General features: G+C 64.6%; 1 protein-coding gene (running past one end of the window). It reads right to left on the reverse strand.

The genetic code is table 11. The features are described 5' to 3' along the window. Window positions 1-26,552, reverse strand: the 3' portion of a protein-coding gene (locus LPH33_RS17860; RefSeq protein ID WP_420714499.1) for a non-ribosomal peptide synthase/polyketide synthase. Its footprint extends 472 nt past the window's final position; only the last 26,552 of its 27,024 coding nucleotides appear in the window; its start codon lies beyond the right edge, outside the window — the gene reads right to left on this strand; it ends in the stop codon at window positions 1-3.

Below are 26,552 nucleotides of genomic sequence, written 5' to 3' on the forward strand. Positions count from 1 at the left end.
CTAATCCGCGTCTCCCACCGCATCGGCATCGACGCCTTCCGCGACGGCGATCACATCGCGCACCAACTGTGCGAGACCGTCGGCGCCGAGTTGGGGCAGCATCCCCGGTACGAGGCCGTTCAAAACCACCGATACGAGCGCTTCGGCGGTGAGCGCACCGCCGGTGGTGGTGGCCATGGTGTCCAGACGCTGGGCGAACTCGCCGAGTGTGACCTCGCGCTCACCGTGCCGGAAGGCGACGGTGTCCGGGGCCACGGCGGCCGCTGCCGCCACGAGTGCCGGCAGATCGGCGACGGTGCGCGCCTTCTTCGGCCGGGCCGCCCGCGCCCGCTCGGCATCCGTGCGGATGTCGATCGAACGGAGGACGACCTGCGGATCGGCGCCGACGGCCTCGAGGATCCGGACGAAGCGATCGCCGAAGGTCTCGACCGTCGCGGCATCGAACAGTGCCGTGGCGTAGGTGAAGGTCACATCGAGCGCGGTCAGCGCTCCCGCCTCGGAGAACCGTTCGACCACCGTGCACTGCAGGTCGAACTTAGCCTGGTCGGCTCCCGTCTCGAGCGCGGCCACCTCGAGTCCCGGCAGGGCGAAGGTGCCGGTGTCGATGTTCTGGAAGGTGAGCATCGCCTGGAACAGCGGGGTGTACGCGCTGTTGCGTCGCACACCGAGACGTTCGACGACCCGCTCGAACGGCACGTCGGCGTTACCGAACGCCGCGAGGTCCTTCTCCTTGGCCTGCGCGAGCAGGTCCGCGAAGGTCGCCGAGCCGGCTACCCGGGTGCGGAGCACGAGGGTGTTGACGAACATACCGACGAGGTCGTCGAGCGCTTCCTCACCACGACCGGCGGTCGGTGTACCCACCGCGATGTCCTCGCTGCCCGACAGGCGGGCGAGCAGCACCGCGAAGGCGGCGTGCATCGTCATGAAGACCGTCGCGTTGTGCTCGCGGGCGGTCTTCTCGATCCGCTGCGCGAGTTCCTCACCGATCGTGAAGGTGAACGACTCACCGACCGTCGACTGGCGGGCGGGGCGCGGACGATCCGTGGGCAGGGCGAGAACCTCCGGGACACCGAAGAGTTCGTCGGCCCAGTAGTCGAGCTGACGCGACAGCTCGCTCTCGGGATCGTCCTCGGAGCCGAGGATGCTCTGTTGCCACAGCGTGTAGTCGGCGTACTGGACCTCGAGCGGTTCCCAGCCCGGGGTCTCCCCCGCGGCGTGCGCGAGATAGGCGGTCATCACGTCGCGCACGAGCGGTCGCATCGAGTACCCGTCGGCGCTGATGTGGTGTGCGACGACCGCGAGGACGTGTTCGTCCGCAGCGAGACGCAGCAGCGCGACGCGCACCGGCGGGACCGATGCTGTCACGTCGAATCCGCTGCCGAGGATCTCGGTGAGGCGGTCGACGAGCTCGTCGGCGGTCACGTCCACCGGGGCGAGTTCGGGCAGGGCCTGCGCGACAGGCAGCACGACCTGCACCGGACCGTCACCGCTGTCCGGGTAGACGGTGCGCAGCACCTCGTGCCGTGCGAACAGGTCGGCTACCGCTGCGCGCAGGGCGTCCACGTCGAGTGCACCGGTCAGCCGCACGGCGACGGGGATGTTATAGACACCCGATTCGGGATCGACCCGGTTGAGAATCCACATCCGCTGCTGCGCCAGCGACAGCGGGATCCGGTCCGGCCGCGGAACCGCAGTCAGCGCCGGACGTGCCCCGTGCCCCACCGACGGCCGCAACCGGGCAGCAAGCGCCACCACCGTGGACGCCTCGAAGACGGTCCGGACCGGCACGCGGGTGTCGAGTGCCGCACCGAGCCGGGCAGTAAGCTGCGTCGCGAGCAGCGAGTTGCCGCCGAGTTCGAAGAAATCGTCGTCGAGCCCGGCCCGCTCGACACCGAGCAGTTCGGCGACGGTCACGGCCACGATCTCCTCGACCGGATCGGTCGGAGCGCGGAACTGCCCCGCGTCGAGTTCGGGGTCGGGCAGGGCCCGCCGGTCGAGCTTGCCGTTGGTGTTCAGCGGCAGCGCGTCGAGTTCGACGAAGGCCGACGGCACCATGTACGACGGCAGTCGCTCCGCGAGCGCCGCACCCGTCGCCGCCGCGTCGAACGCCTCCGAGGTCGGCACGACGTACGCGACGAGACGATCACCGAGATGGGCGGTGCTGCGCACCAGGACGGCGACATCCTTCACGTCCGGCAACTCTCGTAGGACGGTCTCGACCTCACCGAGTTCGATGCGGTAACCGCGCACCTTGACCTGGAAATCGGCCCGGTCGAGGTATTCGAGCCGACCGGCACGGTTCCATCGCACGATATCGCCCGTGCGGTACATGCGTCCGCGTCCGAACGGGTCGGCGACGAACCGGTCCGCGGACAGGTCCGGACGGTCGTGGTAGCCCCGCGCCAACTGCGCACCCGCCAAATACAACTCGCCCGCAACGCCCGGCGGCACCGGCCGCAACCGGTCGTCGAGAACATAGACAGCGGTGTTCCACTCCGGCACACCGATCGGGACCACGGTCCGATCCGCCTCGCCGACCTCGTGGACGGTCACCGACACCGCCGCCTCGGTCGGACCGTAGAGGTTGTACAGCGTCGCGGTGTTGTCCGCGCGGAACTGCTGGGCCACCGCCGCGGGCAGTGCCTCACCGATCGCGAGGATCTGCCGCAGCGACGGCGCCACCTCACCGGCCGCGACCGTCATCAGCATCGACAGCATGGACGGCACCGTGTGCAGCGTGGTCACCTGCTCGTCGCGCAGCAACGCGAGCAGATAGTCGGGGTCGCGGTGTCCGTCGGCGGTGGCGATCACCAGACGGGCGCCGGAGGTGAGCGCCGACCAGAACTCCCACACCGACAAGTCGAACGTCGCGACGGTCTTGAGCAGCACCGCGTCGTCGGACCCGATACCGAAATACTCACGCTTCCACAGCAACTGGTTGACGATCGCAGCGTGGGAGACCGCCACACCCTTCGGCCGGCCCGTCGAACCCGACGTGAAGATCACGTACGCCGTGTTGCCCGGCCGCAGCGGAGCCGACCGGTCGTCGTCGGTGACCGGATCGTCGGAGAGCCCATCGAGGTCGAGGAGGTCGAGTTCGACGACCGGCGCAGTGCCGTGTTCGACCCGGTCGCCGCTCGTCGTCACGATCGCGACGGGAGCGGCCGTGTCGAGGATGTAGGTGTTGCGCTCGGAAGGCTGCTCCGGATCGACCGGCACGTAGGCAGCGCCGGTCTTCGCGATCGCATACATGCCCACCAACAACTCGGGTGAACGACGGATCACCAACGCCACCCGATCCTCCGGTCCCACACCGAGACCGAGCAGGTGCCGGGCCAAACGGTTGACCGACGAATCGAACTCCCCGTAGGTCCACCGCCGGCCCTCGTACACCAACGCAACATCGTCGCGGTGCACGGAGACCTGCTCGTCGAACAAACCGACGAGGGTCGCTCCGGTGTCGGTTCCGTGGGCGGTGTCGTTCCACGCGCCGAGCACCGCGTCGCGCTCCTGCGGCAGGAGCAACGCGTGATCACCGACGGGCAGTGCCGGCGACTCGACGAGCGCTTCGAGCAACTGCTCGAAACGGGCCGCGACGGCTTCCGCGGTCTCGCGGTCGAACAGATCCGTCGCGTAGGTGAGGATCGCGTCGATGCCCTGCGGCGAGCCGTCGTCGCCGTAACGGTCGATCACGATCAAGTGTAAGTCGAACTGGGAAGTACCACTTTCGAGGTCGAGCGGCGCAATCTCCAGGCCCGGGAGTTCGAGTGCGGACTGTTCGTAGTTCTGGAACGAGAAACCCACCTGAACCAACGGGTGCCGCGACGTCGAACGCACCGGATTGAGCACCTCGACCAGCCGCTCGAACGGTACGTCGGCATTTGCAAAAGCCTGCAGGTCGGTTTCTCGGGCATTGGAGAGCAACTCAGCGAAGGACGCACCGCCGTCCACTTGCAACCGCAGCACCAGAGTGTTGACAAACATGCCGATGATGTCTTCGGTAGCCTGCTCCGCGCGTCCGGCGATGGGCGTGCCCACCGCAATGTCCGACGAGCCGGAGATCCGAGCAAGCAAGGCTGCGAACGCCGCATGTACCGCCATGAACACCGTGGCGTTGCGAGCTCGCGCCAGGTCACGCAGGCTCGCGTGGAGATGCGCACCAATTGTGAACTCGATCCGATCGCCGCGGAAGCTCTGCTGTGCAGGTCGCGGATAATCGAGCGGCAGATCGATCTGGTCGGGCAGTTCGACAAGAGCCTCGCGCCAGTAATCGAGTTGCTCCGAAGCCGCCGAGTTCGGGTCGTCCTCCGAACCGAGCACCTCCCGCTGCCACAACGCGAAATCCGCATACTGCACCTCCAGCGGCTCCCAGGCCGGCACGGTGTGGGCAGTGCGAGCCACGTAGGCCGTCATGATGTCTCGAACGAGAGGAACCATCGACAAACCGTCAGCACTGATGTGATGGACCACGACGACGAGCACGTGTTCCTCGTCGGTCACTCGAAGTAGGTGCATGCGCACGGGTACGTCGGCCGTGACATCGAAGCCGACCGCTACGATCGCGCGCACACGCGACTCGAGAGCGTCGGGTGCAACGTCCTCGGGCTCGAAGTCCAGCCGCACCTGACTGGCAGCCAGGATCTGCTGGATCGGACCGTTCGTAGTCTCGGGGTAAACCGTACGAAGCGTTTCGTGCCGCACGACAAGATCGCCGATGGCGGCTCCGAGAGCATCGACGTCAAGCGTGCCGGTCATGCGCAGCGCGAGCGGGATGCTGTAGGCCGTGGACTCCGGGTCGAAGCGGTTGAGGAACCACATGCGCTGCTGCGCTGGGGACAATGGAATCCACTCGGGCCGTATGCGCGCCACGAGCGGTACTCGAACCTTACGACCGGACTCCTGCTCAACCCATGTCGCCAGCTCGCAGACACTCGACGTCTCGAACAACGCCCGCACAGGCACCTGGGTGTCGAGCGCCCCCCCGAGACGGGACACAATCTGCGTGGCAATCAACGAATTACCACCGAGAGCAAAGAAATCATCATCGGCACCGACCCGCTCGACCCCGAGCACCTCGGCGAACACCCCCGCGACGATCTCCTCCACCGGAGTCGACGGCGCCCGGAACTGCCGCACCTCGAACACCGGCTCCGGCAACGCCTTACGATCGGTCTTCCCCGACGCATTCACCGGCATCCGATCGAGCACCACGAACGTCGACGGCACCATATAACCGGGCAGCACCGCAGCCAGCGCCGACCGCGCCGCCTCCTGATCGAAGACCACACCACCGTCCGGCACCACATACGCCACCAACTGCTCCCGACGCACCGCCGCCACCGCCTGCGAAACGGCCGCGTGTTCGAGCAGCGCAGTCTCGATCTCGCCGAGCTCGATCCGCAGACCCCGCAACTTCACCTGGAAATCGGTACGCCCGATGTACTCGAGCTCACCGGCAGCGGTCCACCGCACCAGATCCCCCGTGCGATACAACCGCTCCCCACCGCCGAACGGCGACGCCACGAACCGATCCGCCGTCAGATCCGGCCGCGCCACATACCCACGAGCCAACTGCACACCCGCCAGATACAACTCACCCGCAACACCCACCGGAACCGGCCGCAACCGCCCATCGAGCACATAAACCCGCGTATTCCACACCGGCCCACCGATCGGCATCGACACCACATCGACGTCGACCGCACGTGCGGTGGCGTGCACCGTTGTCTCCGTCGGACCATAAAGATTGTGCAACTGCGCATCACAGATCCGCCAGAACTGCTCGGCCGTCGAGAACGGGAAGGCCTCACCCGCCACCAAGACCGTGCGCAGCGAAACACAGTCCTCCCGCGTCACCGAGGTCGCGAACACCGCCAGCATCGACGGCACGAACGACGTCGCCGTCACCGACTGCTCCCGGATCACCCGACCCAGATACACCGGATCACGGTGACCGTCATGAGTCGCCAGTACCATGCGCGCACCCACCGCGAGAGTGCCGAACAGCTCCCACACCGACACATCGAAGGTGACCGGCGTCTTCTGCAACACCACATCCGCCGGACCCAACCCGTACTCGGCCGTGATCCACCGGATCTGATTGACCGCCGCCTCGTGCGGCACCGCCACACCCTTCGGCCGCCCCGTCGACCCCGACGTGAAGATCACATACGCCGTATTGCCCGGACACAACGCCGCAACCCGATCGGCATCGGTGACCGGCTCGGCCGAGACACCCGACACATCCAGCGTATCGATCGCCAGGCTCGGGACAGACCTCTCCCCCGGCACCACGAAACCGTCGCGTTCACAGGTGAGCACCACCACCGGCGCCGCCGTATCGAGAATGTAACCATTACGCTCGGCCGGCTGATCCGGATCGATCGGCACATACGCACCACCGGCCGTGACGACCGCGTACATCCCCACCAACAACTCCGTCGAGCGGCGCATCGCCAGACCCACCCGCACGTCAGGGCCGACACCCAACCCAATCAGATGCCGCGCAAGACGATTCACACGATCGGAGAACTCGGCGTAGGTCAGCGACTCGTCCTCGAACACCACCGCGACCGCATCCGACGTGCGCTCCACCTGCCCGGCAAACACATCCACCAGAGTCCGAACCCCACCGAGTTCGTGCTCGGTGGCATTCCACACCTCGAGCACCTCGGTGCGCTCGACCTCGTCGAGCAGATCCACATCCCCCACCGGCAGGACCGGATCGGCCACAGCTGCACCGAGGACACGGGTGAACCGATCGGCGAAGACCTCCATCGTCGCGGCATCGAACAGATCCGTCGCATAAGTCAACTCGACCAGATAACCGTCCGTGCTGTCGCCGGAAACCGTGACCTGTAGATCGAACTTCGCCGTCACCGCGCCCGCATCGACACCGGAAAGCCTCAACCCCGGCAACTCGAACACCTGCTGCGCGAGATTCTGGAACGAGAGCATCACCTGGAACAACGGATGCCGCGCCTGCGACCGCTCCGGATCGAGCACCTCCACCAACCGCTCGAACGGCACATCCGCATGCCCGAACGCCTCGAGATCACCCGCACGCACCCGTGCCAGCAACTCGGCGAACGACTCCCCCACATCGACCCGCGTCCGCAACACCAACGTGTTGACGAACATCCCCACCAGATCATCGAGTGCGGCCTCACCACGACCGGCCACCGGAGTACCGATCGCCACATCGTCGGTGTTCGCCAACCGCGCCAACACCACCGACAGTGCCGCATGCACCACCATGAACTCGGTCGTCGACGTCCGCCGCGCCAGATCGACGATCGCCGACCGCAGATCCGCACCGATCGAGAACCGATGCGCAGCACCCCGATACGACGCCACCGCCGGACGCGGCCGATCCGCCGGCAGATCCAACTGCTCCGGCACACCCGCCAGAGCGTTCTTCCAGAAACCGACCTGCGACGAGATCAGCGACTCCGGATCATCCTCCGAACCGAGCACCTCCCGCTGCCACAACGCGAAATCCGCATACTGCACCTGCAGCGGCTCCCACCGCGGAGCGTCACCCGCCACCCGCGCGGCATACGCCGTCACCACATCACGCGTGAGCGGACCCATCGAAAAACCATCCGCCGCAATATGATGCACCACCAACACCAACACATGCTCGGACTCCGACACCGCGAACAACCGCACCCGCAACGGCACCTCAACGGTCACATCGAAACCGGCACCGACGACCTCGGTCGCCCGGGCGAGCAGATCGGACTCCGCCACCGCCACCGGCGACAGATCCGGCACCACCTCCGCCACCGACAACACCTGCTGGAAACCGACACCGTCGACCTCGGGATACACCGTCCGCAACGACTCGTGCCGGCCGAGCACATCGGCCACCGCCGCCTGCAACGCCGCCACATCCAGCTCCCCGGACAACCGGATCGCCACCGGAATATTGTTCACCGCCGACCCGGTATCGAACCGGTTCAAAAACCACATCCGTTGCTGCGCCAACGACAACGGCACCCGCTCCGGACGCTCCCGCGCCACCAACGGAGCACGACCACCATCAAAAGTATGCGCCTCGACACGAGCCGCCAACGCCTCCACCGTCGACGCCTCGAACAACACACGCACCGGCACCGACGTATCCAACGCCGCACCCAACCGCGCCGCCACCTGCGTGGCAATCAACGAATTACCACCGAGAGCAAAGAAATCATCATCGGCACCGACCCGCTCGACCCCGAGCACCTCGGCGAACACCCCCGCGACGATCTCCTCCACCGGAGTCGACGGCGCCCGGAACTGCCGCACCTCGAACACCGGCTCCGGCAACGCCTTACGATCCAACTTCCCATTCGGCGTCAACGGCACCTGCTCGAGCACCACCACCGCAGACGGCACCATATACGCAGTCAAGAATTGCGAAACCTCATCGAGAACGACCGAGCTTTCCACAACCGAGCCTGCTTCCGGTACGACGTACCCGACCAGGCGGTCGTCCCGATGATCATCCGAACGGACAACCGCGAATGCCTGCGCCACCCCTTCGACCCTGGAGAGAGCTGCTTCGACTTCACCCAGTTCGATCCGGAACCCGCGCAGCTTAACCTGGTCATCCGCACGACCGAGATACTCGACGACGCCATTGAAACCTTCTGTTTCGCCTACCCACCGGACGATGTCACCAGTCCGGTACATGCGCTCATTCGAGGAGAACGGATTCGCAACGAATCGTCCCGAAGTCAAGCCTGTTCGCCGGTGGTAACCGCGAGCGATTTGCACGCCCGCCAGATACAACTCTCCAGGCACCCCTACAGGCACTGGATTCAGCCGGTTGTCGAGGACATAAGCTTGCATGCCTCGAATGGGACGTCCCATCACCACGGATCCACCGGGCACCAATGCGTCGCTGACATTCGACGCGACAGTCGACTCAGTGGGCCCGTAGGCATTGAAGAAACGGCGCTGCGACCCATCAGGTAGTTGGACTACCCAACGAGCTACCAATTCGCCGGAGCATGCCTCACCACCAGTGACGACTACACGCAAATGTTCTAGACCAGCAGGATCGATCGATCCCAAAGCAGCCGGCGTGATGAACGCATGGGTCACAGCCTCCGAACGAAGCAGCCCTGCCAGTTCCGCCCCCCCGTACGTACCTACAGGTGCGATCACCATCGTCGCTCCGACGCCGACCGCCATCAACCACTCGAGGATAGATGCATCGAAACTCGGAGAGGCGAAGTGCAATACCCGTGACTCCGGTGACAATTGGTAGCGCTCTACCTGCTCGGCGGAAAGATTGACGACACCCGCATTCGGGACAACAACACCCTTGGGCAATCCCGTAGTACCGGAGGTATAGATCACATATGCCGAATTCTCCGGCCGCAGTGTCCGAACACGCTCATCGTCGGCAATCGGAGCGGAAGACAATCCATCCGACGAACGCAGTTCATCCTCGATGCTGAACCATTCGATTCCCGCAGGCAACTCTTCCTTCACAGACGCAGCACTGAGACCGAGTGAGGCCCCCGAGTCGAAGATCATATGTCGGATTCGCTCTACGGGATACGTCGGATCGATCGGCACGAAAGCGGCACCGGACTTCGACACAGCCCACCAAGCAATCACCGATTCGATAGACCGCGGCACTGCGACGGCCACCCGGTCCTCCGGACCGATCCCCCTGGAAATCAATTGTCTCGCCAAGCGAGACGAGATCGAATCCAACTCGCCGTATGTCAATGACACACCTGCGAAGCGCACCGCGATTCGATTCGGCTCATCAGACGCTGCAATCAAAAGATCGACGATCCTACCCGAACCGGAGCCCATTGCGCCATGTACCGACGTGAGCGCAGCGCGTTCATCAATAGAAATCATTTCGATATCACCGACCGAAACGGACGGATCAATCGATACTGCTTCGAGAATGCGCAAGAACCGGCCAGCAAGCGCTTCGGCAGCCGAAGAAGTGAACAGGTCGGCGGAATAGGTGAACTGCGCCGTCAGGCCGGCAGGCACACCTGCGTCACCGAATACCTCCGAGACAACGAGTTCCAAATCGAACTTCACAGCATGCGATTCGATCTCGACTTGCGAGACCGATAGATCAGACAACCGAAGTTCAGGGCGTGCATGGTTTTGAAATGATAGCGAAACTTGGAACAACGGATGCCGCGAGTCATTCCGCGGAGGATTGATAACCTCAACAATCCTCTCGAACGGAACATCCGAGTGTCCGAACGCATCTATCGCTACGTCGCCCGCCTCCCGAATGAAATCAGTGAATGAAACAGCCGGATCCACATGTGTGCGCAGAACGAGCGTATTGACAAACATTCCTACCAGGTTGTCCAGCGCTTGTTCGCCACGTCCGGCAACGGGAGTTCCGATCGCAATATCCCGCGTTCCGGACAATCTTGCCAACAATACAGCTAACGCAGCATGAATCACCATGAACAGGGTTGCACTGCTTTCGTTGGCCGTAGCCACGAGACGTTCATGAACGTAGTCGGGCACCGTCAGAGAAACTCTTCCCGGTTGATTCGAAGCGCTCTCCGGAACGGGCTTGTCGAAGGGCAGGTCCAACCTGTCAGGAAGCCCGGCGAGGGCTTCCTTCCAATAAGAGATCTGCGTCGAAACCAGCGAGTTTGGGTCATCCTCCGAACCGAGCACTTCCCTCTGCCAGAGAGAATAATCCGCGTACTGCACAGGTAAGGGCTCCCATGAAGGACCCGCCCAATCTTTTCTGGCCCCATACGCCCTCATGACATCACGAGCGATTGGAACAGCGGACCATCCATCGGCAGAAATATGGTGTACGACGATGATCAGGACGTGCTCATCATCGGCCACCTCGAACAACCGGGCACGTAGTGGAACATCGTGCGCAACGTCGAAGCCTCTGCAGACGAACTGGGTCATGCACTCCCAAAGCTGCGCTTCATCGCGAAGAACATCAGGACGCAGATCCGGCGTAACCCGCGCAGCATCAACAACTTGCTGCACAGGGTGGGGATCCGCATAAGGATAGAACGTGCGCAGCGACTCGTGGCGCTCGATCACATCCAGGACTGCGATTTGCAATGCGGGAATATCGAGTTTCCCACGAAGACGGAGAGCGAATGGAATGTTATAGACGGGCGATTCTGTGTCGAACTGGTTGAGGAACCACATCCGTTGCTGCGCCAACGACAACGGCACCCGCTCCGGACGCTCCCGCGCCACCAACGGCACCCGACCACCATCGAAGGTATGCGCCTCGACACGCGCCGCCAACGCCTCCACCGTCGACGCCTCGAACAACACACGCACCGGCACCGACGTATCCAACGCCGCACCCAACCGCGCCGCCACCTGCGTGGCAATCAACGAATTACCACCGAGAGCAAAGAAATCATCATCGGCACCGACCCGCTCGACCCCGAGCACCTCGGCGAACACCCCCGCGACGATCTCCTCCACCGGAGTCGACGGCGCCCGGAACTGCCGCACCTCGAACACCGGCTCCGGCAACGCCTTACGATCGGTCTTCCCCGACGCATTCACCGGCATCCGATCGAGCACCACGAACGTCGACGGCACCATATAACCGGGCAGCACCGCAGCCAGCGCCGACCGCGCCGCCTCCTGATCGAAGACCACACCACCGTCCGGCACCACATACGCCACCAACTGCTCCCGACGCACCGCCGCCACCGCCTGCGAAACGGCCGCGTGTTCGAGCAGCGCAGTCTCGATCTCGCCGAGCTCGATCCGCAGACCCCGCAACTTCACCTGGAAATCGGTACGCCCGATGTACTCGAGCTCACCGGCAGCGGTCCACCGCACCAGATCCCCCGTGCGATACAACCGCTCCCCACCGCCGAACGGCGACGCCACGAACCGATCCGCCGTCAGATCCGGCCGCGCCACATACCCACGAGCCAACTGCACACCCGCCAGATACAACTCACCCGCAACACCCACCGGAACCGGCCGCAACCGCCCATCGAGCACATAAACCCGCGTATTCCACACCGGCCCACCGATCGGCACCGACACCACATCCGCATCGGTGACCTCATGGAAAGTCACATCCACCGCAGCCTCGGTCGGACCATACAGGTTGTGCAGCCCCGCACCGGGCAACAAGGCCCTCGCCCGGGCCGCCAACGCCGGCGGCAACGCCTCACCCGAAGCGAACACATAACGCAGCGACGAACATTCAACAACCGCAGACTCCGCCACGAACACCGCCAACATCGACGGCACGAAATGCACGACCGTGACGGAATTACGCGCAATCACAGAGACGAGATAACCCGGATCCCGATGACCGTCGGGCGCCGCCACCACCAACCGCGCACCGACCTGCAACGGCCAGAAGAACTCCCACACCGACACATCGAAGGTGACCGGCGTCTTCTGCAACACCACATCATCGACGCCCAACGGATACTCGTGCTGCATCCACACCAACCGGTTCACGATCGCCGAATGCGGCACCGCCACACCCTTCGGCCGCCCCGTCGACCCCGACGTGAAGATCACATACGCCGTATTGCCCGGACACAACGCCGCAACCCGATCGGCATCGGTGACCGGCTCGGCCGAGACACCCGACACATCCAGCGTATCGATCGCCAGGCTCGGGACAGACCTCTCCCCCGGCACCACGAAACCGTCGCGTTCACAGGTGAGCACCACCACCGGCGCCGCCGTATCGAGAATGTAACCATTACGCTCGGCCGGCTGATCCGGATCGATCGGCACATACGCACCACCGGCCGTGACGACCGCGTACATCCCCACCAACAACTCCGTCGAGCGGCGCATCGCCAGACCCACCCGCACGTCAGGGCCGACACCCAACCCAATCAGATGCCGCGCAAGACGATTCACACGATCGGAGAACTCGGCGTAGGTCAGCGACTCGTCCTCGAACACCACCGCGACCGCATCCGACGTGCGCTCCACCTGCCCGGCAAACACATCCACCAGAGTCCGAACCCCACCGAGTTCGTGCTCGGTGGCATTCCACACCTCGAGCACCTCGGTGCGCTCGACCTCGTCGAGCAGATCCACATCCCCCACCGGCAGGACCGGATCGGCCACAGCTGCACCGAGGACACGGGTGAACCGATCGGCGAAGACCTCCATCGTCGCGGCATCGAACAGATCCGTCGCATAAGTCAACTCGACCAGATAACCGTCCGTGCTGTCGCCGGAAACCGTGACCTGTAGATCGAACTTCGCCGTCACCGCGCCCGCATCGACACCGGAAAGCCTCAACCCCGGCAACTCGAACACCTGCTGCGCGAGATTCTGGAACGAGAGCATCACCTGGAACAACGGATGCCGCGCCTGCGACCGCTCCGGATCGAGCACCTCCACCAACCGCTCGAACGGCACATCCGCATGCCCGAACGCCTCGAGATCACCCGCACGCACCCGTGCCAGCAACTCGGCGAACGACTCCCCCACATCGACCCGCGTCCGCAACACCAACGTGTTGACGAACATCCCCACCAGATCATCGAGTGCGGCCTCACCACGACCGGCCACCGGAGTACCGATCGCCACATCGTCGGTGTTCGCCAACCGCGCCAACACCACCGACAGTGCCGCATGCACCACCATGAACTCGGTCGTCGACGTCCGCCGCGCCAGATCGACGATCGCCGACCGCAGATCCGCACCGATCGAGAACCGATGCGCAGCACCCCGATACGACGCCACCGCCGGACGCGGCCGATCCGCCGGCAGATCCAACTGCTCCGGCACACCCGCCAGAGCGTTCTTCCAGAAACCGACCTGCGACGAGATCAGCGACTCCGGATCATCCTCCGAACCGAGCACCTCCCGCTGCCACAACGCGAAATCCGCATACTGCACCTGCAGCGGCTCCCACCGCGGAGCGTCACCCGCCACCCGCGCGGCATACGCCGTCACCACATCACGAGCGAGCGGACCGAACGAAAAACCATCCGCCGCAATATGATGCAGCACCATCGCCAACACATAGCTGTCAGAAGCAAGACGATACAACGCAACCCGGAACGGAACATCAACCGTGACATCGAAACCGCGACGCGCAAGATCGACCGCGACCGACTGCAGATGCTGCTCATCGACATCGATCGACTCGAACGGCACAACAGCCTGCTCCACAGGCAGGATCACCTGCTGCGGCTCACCATCGATCTCCGGATAGACCGTCCGCAACGCCTCGTGCCGCGCCACCACATCAGCAAACGCATCGGACACCGCCCGCGGATCCACCACACCCGTCAGACGCACCATGAACGGCAAATTGTAAGCCGCAGTATCGACATCGAATCGGTTGAGGAACCAGATCCGCTGCTGCGCAGTCGACAACGGCACTCGCTCCGGACGCTCCCGCGCCACCAACGGAGCGCGACCACCCGATCCGACCTGCTTCGCAAGCCGCGTCGCAAGACCCACGACAGTGGATGCCTCGAACAACACACGCACCGGCACCGACGTATCCAACGCCGCACCCAACCGCGCCGCCACCTGCGTGGCAATCAACGAATTACCACCGAGAGCAAAGAAATCATCATCGGCACCGACCCGCTCGACCCCGAGCACCTCGGCGAACACCCCCGCGACGATCTCCTCCACCGGAGTCGACGGCGCCCGGAACTGCCGCACCTCGAACACCGGCTCCGGCAACGCCTTACGATCGGTCTTCCCCGACGCATTCACCGGCATCCGATCGAGCACCACGAACGTCGACGGCACCATATAACCGGGCAGCACCGCAGCCAGCGCCGACCGCGCCGCCTCCTGATCGAAGACCACACCACCGTCCGGCACCACATACGCCACCAACTGCTCCCGACGCACCGCCGCCACCGCCTGCGAAACGGCCGCGTGTTCGAGCAGCGCAGTCTCGATCTCGCCGAGCTCGATCCGCAGACCCCGCAACTTCACCTGGAAATCGGTACGCCCGATGTACTCGAGCTCACCGGCAGCGGTCCACCGCACCAGATCCCCCGTGCGATACAACCGCTCCCCACCGCCGAACGGCGACGCCACGAACCGATCCGCCGTCAGATCCGGCCGCGCCACATACCCACGAGCCAACTGCACACCCGCCAGATACAACTCACCCGCAACACCCACCGGAACCGGCCGCAACCGCCCATCGAGCACATAAACCCGCGTATTCCACACCGGCCCACCCATCGGCACCGAGCCACCCTCGACACCGACGACCGCACGTGCGGTGGCGTGCACCGTTGTCTCCGTCGGACCATAAAGATTGTGCAACTGCGCATCACAGATCCGCCAGAACTGCTCGGCCGTCGAGAACGGGAAGGCCTCACCCGCCACCAAGACCGTGCGCAGCGAAACACAGTCCTCCCGCGTCACCGAGGTCGCGAACACCGCCAGCATCGACGGCACGAACGACGTCGCCGTCACCGACTGCTCCCGGATCACCCGACCCAGATACACCGGATCACGGTGACCGTCATGAGTCGCCAGTACCATGCGCGCACCCACCGCGAGAGTGCCGAACAGCTCCCACACCGACACATCGAAGGTGACCGGCGTCTTCTGCAACACCACATCCGCCGGACCCAACCCGTACTCGGCCGTGATCCACCGGATCTGATTGACCGCCGCCTCGTGCGGCACCGCCACACCCTTCGGCCGCCCCGTCGACCCCGACGTGAAGATCACATACGCCGTATTGCCCGGACACAACGCCGCAACCCGATCGGCATCGGTGACCGGCTCGGCCGAGACACCCGACACATCCAGCGTATCGATCGCCAGGCTCGGGACAGACCTCTCCCCCGGCACCACGAAACCGTCGCGTTCACAGGTGAGCACCACCACCGGCGCCGCCGTATCGAGAATGTAACCATTACGCTCGGCCGGCTGATCCGGATCGATCGGCACATACGCACCACCGGCCGTGACGACCGCGTACATCCCCACCAACAACTCCGTCGAGCGGCGCATCGCCAGACCCACCCGCACGTCAGGGCCGACACCCAACCCAATCAGATGCCGCGCAAGACGATTCACACGATCGGAGAACTCGGCGTAGGTCAGCGACTCGTCCTCGAACACCACCGCGACCGCATCCGACGTGCGCTCCACCTGCCCGGCAAACACATCCACCAGAGTCCGAACCCCACCGAGTTCGTGCTCGGTGGCATTCCACACCTCGAGCACCTCGGTGCGCTCGACCTCGTCGAGCAGATCCACATCCCCCACCGGCAGGACCGGATCGGCCACAGCTGCACCGAGGACACGGGTGAACCGATCGGCGAAGACCTCCATCGTCGCGGCATCGAACAGATCCGTCGCATAAGTCAACTCGACCAGATAACCGTCCGTGCTGTCGCCGGAAACCGTGACCTGTAGATCGAACTTCGCCGTCACCGCGCCCGCATCGACACCGGAAAGCCTCAACCCCGGCAACTCGAACACCTGCTGCGCGAGATTCTGGAACGAGAGCATCACCTGGAACAACGGATGCCGCGCCTGCGACCGCTCCGGATCGAGCACCTCCACCAACCGCTCGAACGGCACATCCGCATGCCCGAACGCCTCGAGATCACCCGCACGCACCCGTGCCAGCAACTCGGCGAACGACTCCCCCACATCGACCCGCGTCCGCAACACCAACGTGTTGACGAACATCCCCACCAGATCATCGAGTGCGGCCTCACCACGACCGGCCACCGGAGTACCGATCGCCACATCGTCGGTGTTCGCCAACCGCGCCAACACCACCGACAGTGCCGCATGCACCACCATGAACTCGGTCGTCGACGTCCGCCGCGCCAGATCGACGATCGCCGACCGCAGATCCGCACCGATCGAGAACCGATGCGCAGCACCCCGATACGACGCCACCGCCGGACGCGGCCGATCCGCCGGCAGATCCAACTGCTCCGGCACACCCGCCAGAGCGTTCTTCCAGAAACCGACCTGCGACGAGATCAGCGACTCCGGATCATCCTCCGAACCGAGCACCTCCCGCTGCCACAACGCGAAATCCGCATACTGCACCTGCAGCGGCTCCCACCGCGGAGCGTCACCCGCCACCCGCGCGGCATACGCCGTCACCACATCACGCGTGAGCGGACCCATCGAAAAACCATCCGCCGCAATATGATGCACCACCAACACCAACACATGCTCGGACTCCGACACCGCGAACAACCGCACCCGCAACGGCACCTCAACGGTCACATCGAAACCGGCACCGACGACCTCGGTCGCCCGGGCGAGCAGATCGGACTCCGCCACCGCCACCGGCGACAGATCCGGCACCACCTCCGCCACCGACAACACCTGCTGGAAACCGACACCGTCGACCTCGGGATACACCGTCCGCAACGACTCGTGCCGGCCGAGCACATCGGCCACCGCCGCCTGCAACGCCGCCACATCCAGCTCCCCGGACAACCGGATCGCCACCGGAATATTGTTCACCGCCGACCCGGTATCGAACCGGTTCAAAAACCACATCCGTTGCTGCGCCAACGACAACGGCACCCGCTCCGGACGCTCCCGCGCCACCAACGGAGCACGACCACCATCAAAAGTATGCGCCTCGACACGAGCCGCCAACGCCTCCACCGTCGACGCCTCGAACAACACACGCACCGGCACCGACGTATCCAACGCCGCACCCAACCGCGCCGCCACCTGCGTGGCAATCAACGAATTACCACCGAGAGCAAAGAAATCATCATCGGCACCGACCCGCTCGACACCGAGCACCTCGGCGAACACCCCCGCGACGATCTCCTCCACCGGAGTCGACGGCGCCCGGAACTGCCGCACCTCGAACACCGGCTCCGGCAACGCCTTACGATCCAACTTCCCATTCGGCGTCAACGGCACCTGCTCGAGCACCACCACCGCAGACGGCACCATATGGCGCGGCAACGACTGCGCGACATAATCAGTCAGTTGATCTGGGTGCGGGAGCGAGGCCCCGTGTACATACGACACGAGGGCCGTCTGGCCTGAGGTCATCTCATAACCGACTGTAGTCGCGAAATCAACCAGAGGATGAGTCAGAAGAGCACTATCGATCTCTCCGAGTTCGATGCGGAAGCCGCGGACCTTCACCTGGAAATCTGTACGACCTGCGAACAGAAGTCGACCTTGCATGTCCCACCGTACGAGATCCCCGGTTCGGTACATGCGAGATCCCTCTACCCCATAGGGGTTTGCGACGAATCGATCCGCTGTGAGTGCGGGGCGCCGATGGTATCCACGCGCGAGCGCATGCCCGGCAAGGTAAAGCTCTCCTACAACCCCGACGGGAACAGGATGAAGACGGCTGTCGAGAACCAGGGCATGAACACCTGCCACCGGTCCGCCGATGGTGATCGGACTGGTTGGTTCGACCAACCCACGCGTAGAAACGATCGTTGTCTCAGTCGGGCCGTAAGCATTGAAGAAGCGGCGCTCAGGGGCCCAACGGGCTACCAAGTCTGCCGTTGACACGTCTCCGCCGACGTTGAGGATACGCAGAGAACTGAGCCCTGTGGGCTCGACTGAAGCAAGTACAGCAGGAGTGATCACTGCATGTGTGACCGCCGTGCGTTCAATGAGATCGCGCAGTTCCGCGCCTCCATAGATGGCCGGAGGGACCACTACGAGTTCTGCACCGGTCGAACCGGCCATTGTCCAGTCCAAAACCGAAGGATCGAAGCTCGGCGAGCAGATATGCAGAACACGGGAGGCCGCAGTGATCTCGTACAGTTCGACGCTCTCATGCACCAATCCGGCAAGACCACGATGGGTGACAGCAACGCCTTTAGGGCGCCCTGTAGAACCGGAGGTATAGATGACATAAGCGACATCGTCGAGTCGTACCGGCGCCACGCGCTCGGCATCCGTGACCGGATCGTCGGCGTACGAGGCACAAACAGTAGCGAAATCCGGATCATCGAGCCGAATCCAATCGGTCACCGACGGCAAACCCACACCGTACTTCTCGCTCGTGAGACCGAATACCGCCGAAGAGTCTTCCAACATATGTTGGATACGTTCAACTGGATATTCCGGGTCGACCGGCGTATACGCCGCACCGGTCTTTGCGACAGACCATACTCCAAGTACCATCTGCCAAGATCGCTGGAATGCGAGCGCAACGATCGCACCCGGACCTGCACCACGCTCGATCAAGCAACGAGCAATTTGGCTTGACCGGGCATCGAGTTCCCGGTAGGTGAGGACCATGCCCTCATCCCGAATGGCAACGTGATCGGGATGGTCGATAGCACCGACGGTCAGCAAGTCCACCAGCGTGCGGGGCTCGGCAGGCTCCCTTCCCTTCACAACGAGCAGACCATCGGCCTCGCTCGGCGAGAGGATTTCGAGATCGCCGACGATTGTCGATTCATCGCGAACGATACCGGCAAGAATTCGAGCAAAACGCTCGGAGAAGCCGGTGATCGTGCGGGGATCGAACAGGTCTGTGGCGTACTCGAAAACAGCATCGAGGCCCTCCGGTACGCCTGCACCATCGACTCGCTCGGTCAAGGTCAATTGGAGATCGAACTTTGAAATCGGCACGTCGAGTTCCACGCCGACCGCGTGCGCCTTCCCAAGCGATACTTCTCGCGCTGCCTCTGGGACAACGGACAGAGCGGTCTGGAACAACGGGTGCCGCGCCTGCGACCGCTCCGGGTTTAGCACCTCCACCAACCGCTCGAACGGCACATCCGCATGCCCGAACGCCTCGAGATCACCCGCACGCACCCGTGCCAGCAACTCGGCGAACGACTCGCCGCCCTCGACCCGCGTCCGCAGCACCAGGGTGTTGACGAACATACCGATGAGGTCGTCGAGTTCTTTCTGCCCCCGGCCTGCGACAGCCGTCCCGATGGTGATATCACCAGACCCGCTCAAACGGGATAAGAACACGGCGTAAGCGGCATGGACCACCATGAACAACGAGGCGTGATGCCGATGAGCAAGCTCGACCAGACAATGATGGGTGTCGGCGTCGATCTCGAACCGATATTTGGCGCCGTGCAAACTTGCCACCGCCGGACGCGGCCGATCCGCCGGCAGATCCAACTGCTCCGGCACACCCGCCAGAGCGTTCTTCCAGAAACCGACCTGCGACGAGATCAGCGACTCCGGATCATCCTCCGAACCGAGCACCTCCCGCTGCCACAACGCGAAATCCGCATACTGCACCTGCAGCGGCTCCCACCGCGGAGCGTCACCCGCCACCCGCGCGGCATACGCCGTCACCACATCACGAGCGAGCGGACCGAACGAAAAACCATCCGCCGCAATATGATGCAGCACCATCGCCAACACATAGCTGTCAGAAGCAAGACGATACAACGCAACCCGGAACGGAACATCAACCGTGACATCGAAACCGCGACGCGCAAGATCGACCGCGACCGACTGCAGATGCTGCTCATCGACATCGATCGACTCGAACGGCACAACAGCCTGCTCCACAGGCAGGATCACCTGCTGCGGCTCACCATCGATCTCCGGATAGACCGTCCGCAACGCCTCGTGCCGCGCCACCACATCAGCAAACGCATCGGACACCGCCCGCGGATCCACCACACCCGTCAGACGCACCATGAACGGCAAATTGTAAGCCGCAGTATCGACATCGAATCGGTTGAGGAACCAGATCCGCTGCTGCGCAGTCGACAACGGCACTCGCTCCGGACGCTCCCGCGCCACCAACGGAGCGCGACCACCCGATCCGACCTGCTTCGCAAGCCGCGTCGCAAGACCCACGACAGTGGATGCCTCGAACAACACACGCACCGGCACCGACGTATCCAACGCCGCACCCAACCGCGCCGCCACCTGCGTGGCAATCAACGAATTACCACCGAGAGCAAAGAAATCATCATCGGCACCGACCCGCTCGACCCCGAGCACCTCGGCGAACACCCCCGCGACGATCTCCTCCACCGGAGTCGACGGCGCCCGGAACTGCCGCACCTCGAACACCGGCTCCGGCAACGCCTTACGATCGGTCTTCCCCGACGCATTCACCGGCATCCGATCGAGCACCACGAACGTCGACGGCACCATATAACCGGGCAGCACCGCAGCCAGCGCCGACCGCGCCGCCTCCTGATCGAAGACCACACCACCGTCCGGCACCACATACGCCACCAACTGCTCCCGACGCACCGCCGCCACCGCCTGCGAAACGGCCGCGTGTTCGAGCAGCGCAGTCTCGATCTCGCCGAGCTCGATCCGCAGACCCCGCAACTTCACCTGGAAATCGGTACGCCCGATGTACTCGAGCTCACCGGCAGCGGTCCACCGCACCAGATCCCCCGTGCGATACAACCGCTCCCCACCGCCGAACGGCGACGCCACGAACCGATCCGCCGTCAGATCCGGCCGCGCCACATACCCACGAGCCAACTGCACACCCGCCAGATACAACTCACCCGCAACACCCACCGGAACCGGCCGCAACCGCCCATCGAGCACATAAACCCGCGTATTCCACACCGGCCCACCCATCGGCACCGAGCCACCCTCGACACCGACGACCGCACGTGCGGTGGCGTGCACCGTTGTCTCCGTCGGACCATAAAGATTGTGCAACTGCGCATCACAGATCCGCCAGAACTGCTCGGCCGTCGAGAACGGGAAGGCCTCACCCGCCACCAAGACCGTGCGCAGCGAAACACAGTCCTCCCGCGTCACCGAGGTCGCGAACACCGCCAGCATCGACGGCACGAACGACGTCGCCGTCACCGACTGCTCCCGGATCACCCGACCCAGATACACCGGATCACGGTGACCGTCATGAGTCGCCAGTACCATGCGCGCACCCACCGCGAGAGTGCCGAACAGCTCCCACACCGACACATCGAAGGTGACCGGCGTCTTCTGCAACACCACATCCGCCGGACCCAACCCGTACTCGGCCGTGATCCACCGGATCTGATTGACCGCCGCCTCGTGCGGCACCGCCACACCCTTCGGCCGCCCCGTCGACCCCGACGTGAAGATCACATACGCCGTATTGCCCGGACACAACGCCGCAACCCGATCGGCATCGGTGACCGGCTCGGCCGAGACACCCGACACATCCAGCGTATCGATCGCCAGGCTCGGGACAGACCTCTCCCCCGGCACCACGAAACCGTCGCGTTCACAGGTGAGCACCACCACCGGCGCCGCCGTATCGAGAATGTAACCATTACGCTCGGCCGGCTGATCCGGATCGATCGGCACATACGCACCACCGGCCGTGACGACCGCGTACATCCCCACCAACAACTCCGTCGAGCGGCGCATCGCCAGACCCACCCGCACGTCAGGGCCGACACCCAACCCAATCAGATGCCGCGCAAGACGATTCACACGATCGGAGAACTCGGCGTAGGTCAGCGACTCGTCCTCGAACACCACCGCGACCGCATCCGACGTGCGCTCCACCTGCCCGGCAAACACATCCACCAGAGTCCGAACCCCACCGAGTTCGTGCTCGGTGGCATTCCACACCTCGAGCACCTCGGTGCGCTCGACCTCGTCGAGCAGATCCACATCCCCCACCGGCAGGACCGGATCGGCCACAGCTGCACCGAGGACACGGGTGAACCGATCGGCGAAGACCTCCATCGTCGCGGCATCGAACAGATCCGTCGCATAAGTCAACTCGACCAGATAACCGTCCGTGCTGTCGCCGGAAACCGTGACCTGTAGATCGAACTTCGCCGTCACCGCGCCCGCATCGACACCGGAAAGCCTCAACCCCGGCAACTCGAACACCTGCTGCGCGAGATTCTGGAACGAGAGCATCACCTGGAACAACGGATGCCGCGCCTGCGACCGCTCCGGATCGAGCACCTCCACCAACCGCTCGAACGGCACATCCGCATGCCCGAACGCCTCGAGATCACCCGCACGCACCCGTGCCAGCAACTCGGCGAACGACTCCCCCACATCGACCCGCGTCCGCAACACCAACGTGTTGACGAACATCCCCACCAGATCATCGAGTGCGGCCTCACCACGACCGGCCACCGGAGTACCGATCGCCACATCGTCGGTGTTCGCCAACCGCGCCAACACCACCGACAGTGCCGCATGCACCACCATGAACTCGGTCGTCGACGTCCGCCGCGCCAGATCGACGATCGCCGACCGCAGATCCGCACCGATCGAGAACCGATGCGCAGCACCCCGATACGACGCCACCGCCGGACGCGGCCGATCCGCCGGCAGATCCAACTGCTCCGGCACACCCGCCAGAGCGTTCTTCCAGAAACCGACCTGCGACGAGATCAGCGACTCCGGATCATCCTCCGAACCGAGCACCTCCCGCTGCCACAACGCGAAATCCGCATACTGCACCTGCAGCGGCTCCCACCGCGGAGCGTCACCCGCCACCCGCGCGGCATACGCCGTCACCACATCACGAGCGAGCGGACCGAACGAAAAACCATCCGCCGCAATATGATGCAGCACCATCGCCAACACATAGCTGTCAGAAGCAAGACGATACAACGCAACCCGGAACGGAACATCAACCGTGACATCGAAACCGCGACGCGCAAGATCGACCGCGACCGACTGCAGATGCTGCTCATCGACATCGATCGACTCGAACGGCACAACAGCCTGCTCCACAGGCAGGATCACCTGCTGCGGCTCACCATCGATCTCCGGATAGACCGTCCGCAACGCCTCGTGCCGCGCCACCACATCAGCAAACGCATCGGACACCGCCCGCGGATCCACCACACCCGTCAGACGCACCATGAACGGCAAATTGTAAGCCGCAGTATCGACATCGAATCGGTTGAGGAACCAGATCCGCTGCTGCGCAGTCGACAACGGCACTCGCTCCGGACGCTCCCGCGCCACCAACGGAGCGCGACCACCCGATCCGACCTGCTTCGCAAGCCGCGTCGCAAGACCCACGACAGTGGATGCCTCGAACAACACCCGCACCGGCACCTGGGTGTCGAGCGCGGCTCCGATGCGGGAGACCACCTGGGTGGCGACGAGGGAGTTGCCGCCGAGTTCGAAGAAGTCGTCGTCGAGACCGACACGTTCGACACCGAGGACCTCGCCGAACGCTTCGGCGACGGCACGCTCGGCGGGGGTGCGCGGCTCACGGAAGATGCGGGTGCTGCTGAAGACCGGTTCCGGCAACGCCTTCCGGTCGAGCTTGCCGCTCGTGTTGAGCGGCAGTGCGTCGAGCACCATGAGCGACGCCGGAACCATGTACGACGGCAACGACCGGCCGGCGTGGTCGGCCAGGTCGGAGGTGTCGATCGTGCGGCCGGGAGCCGCGACGACGTACCCGACGAGCTGGTCGCCGGTGGGGGTCGCCACCACGAGCACGACGGCCTGCGAGACGGCGGGGTGCGCGAGCAGTACTGCTTCGATCTCACCGAGCTCGATGCGCTGGCCACGGAACTTGACCTGGAAGTCGGTGCGGCCGATGTATTCGAGCAGACCCGTGCCGTCGGCGGCGGTCTCCCACCGCACCAGGTCGCCGGTGCGGTACATCCGCTCACCGGGCGCCCCGAAGGGGTCGGCGAGGAAACGGTCGGAGGTCAGGTCGGGACGGTCGAGGTACCCGCGCGCGAGCTGGACACCGGCGAGGTAGAGCTCGCCGGGGCGGCCCACCGGCACGGGACGCAACCGCCGGTCGAGGACGTATGCGCGACTGTTCCACTGCGGAACGCCGATCGGGACGCTGTGCACGTCGCCGGGAGCGGCCCGGTGGTAGGTGATGGAGACCGCGGCCTCGGTGGGTCCGTACAGATTGTGGAGCCCGGCCGAGCACATCCGCGCGAAGTCCGCGGCGGTCTCCGACGGCAGGGCCTCACCGATGACGAAGACGTGCCGCAGCGAATCACACGTTCCGGCAGGCGCGTTCGCGACGAAGACGGTGAGCATCGACGGCACGAAGTCGGTGATCGTGACGCCGTGCTCGGCGATCCTGTTCGCAACGTATACCGGGTCGCGGTGCCCGTCGGGCGTCGCGATCACGAGGGTCGCGCCGACGCGCAGGGGCATGAAGAAACCCCACAGCGACACGTCGAAGGTCGTCGCGGTCTTCTGCAGGTACACGTCGGAGGACGTCAGACCGTACTGGTCGTTCATCCACTGGATCTGGTTGTCGATCGCCACGTGGCTCACGGCCACGCCCTTCGGCCGGCCCGTCGAACCGGAGGTGAAGATGACGTAGGCGGTCGTGTCCGGCAGGATCGGCCCGCGTCGTTCGGCGTCGGTGAGCGGCGTCGTGTCGAACCGCGAGTGGTCGAATGTGTCGACGTCGATCGTGGGGATGCCCTCGGGCAGCGTCACATCGTCGCGCGCCGTGGTGAGCACCGCCGCCGGGTGGGCGGTCTCGAGGATGTAGGCGGTGCGATCGGCCGGGTGGTCGGGGTCGATCGGCACCCAGGCGCCCCCCGCCTCGACGATCGCGTACATGCCGACGACGAGCTCGAGCGAACGGCGGATGGACAGTCCGACGAGGGACTCGGGGCCGACACCGAGGTCGACCAGTGCCCGGGCGAGACTGTTCACCCGCGCGGCGAACTCGGCGTAGGTCAGCGATTCGCCCTCGAAGACCAGCGCGGTCGCGTCGGGAGAGGTCGCGACCCGGTCGTGGAACTCCGCGAGCAGGTCGCGGCGCTGCACGGGGTGGTCGGTGCGGTTCCAGTCGCGGACGACCCGGTCGAGTTCGGTGCCGCCCGCGAGCGGGATGTCCCAGACGGGCCGGCCGGAGTCCGAACCGACGAAACGGTCGAAGAACTCGACGAACCGCGCGTGGTCGGAGGCGGCCCGGTCGGGTCCGTAGAGATTCGGGTTCGACTCGAAGTCGATGTGGGTGTTGTCGCCGCTGGTGTAGACGTTGACGCCGAGATCCTCGATCAGACCGGTCGACAGGATGTTGATCCGTCCCACCATGTCGCCGAGTCGGACCTCGTTGTCGAACAGCATGATGTTGACCCACGGTCCGAAGAAGGTGGACTGTGCTCCACCCGCGGAGGTCGCGGCGCGGTCGCGGACGATGTCCTCGTGCCGGTAGCGCTGGTGGCGCAGCGCGCCCGAGACGGCAGCACCCGACGCCGCGATGAGGTCGTGCACGGTGGTCTCGTCGGTCACGCTCAGCCGGAGCGGGACGACGTTCGAGACCATGCTGCCGGAGCGGCGCAACAGGGCGGTCGTGCGAGCCGCGACGGGCAGGCTCAGGACGACGTCGGTCTGCCCGGTCATCTGGGCGACGTAGGCCGCGAACGCCGCGATGACGGCGGTCGCCAGACTCGTGTTCTCCCGCTCGGACAACTGCTCGACGCGACGTTCGGTCTCGTCCGACAACGCCGCGCTGTCGATGCGGCTGACCGGCGCGGGCGCCGCGGTGCGGCCGGCGAGGCTCGTGGGCTCCTCGATGCCCTCGATCTGCTGCGCCCAGTACTCGCGGTCGTCGGCGAACCGCTTCGATCCGCGGTACTCCATCTCGACGTCGTGGACCTTGCGCAGATCGGACGCGAGACTCGGGGACGGTTCGACGCCGTCGACCGACGCCGTGTAGAGCTCGGCGATGCGGG

Source organism: Rhodococcus sp. RDE2 (assembly GCF_020885655.1).
GTDB lineage: Bacteria > Actinomycetota > Actinomycetes > Mycobacteriales > Mycobacteriaceae > Rhodococcus > Rhodococcus pyridinivorans.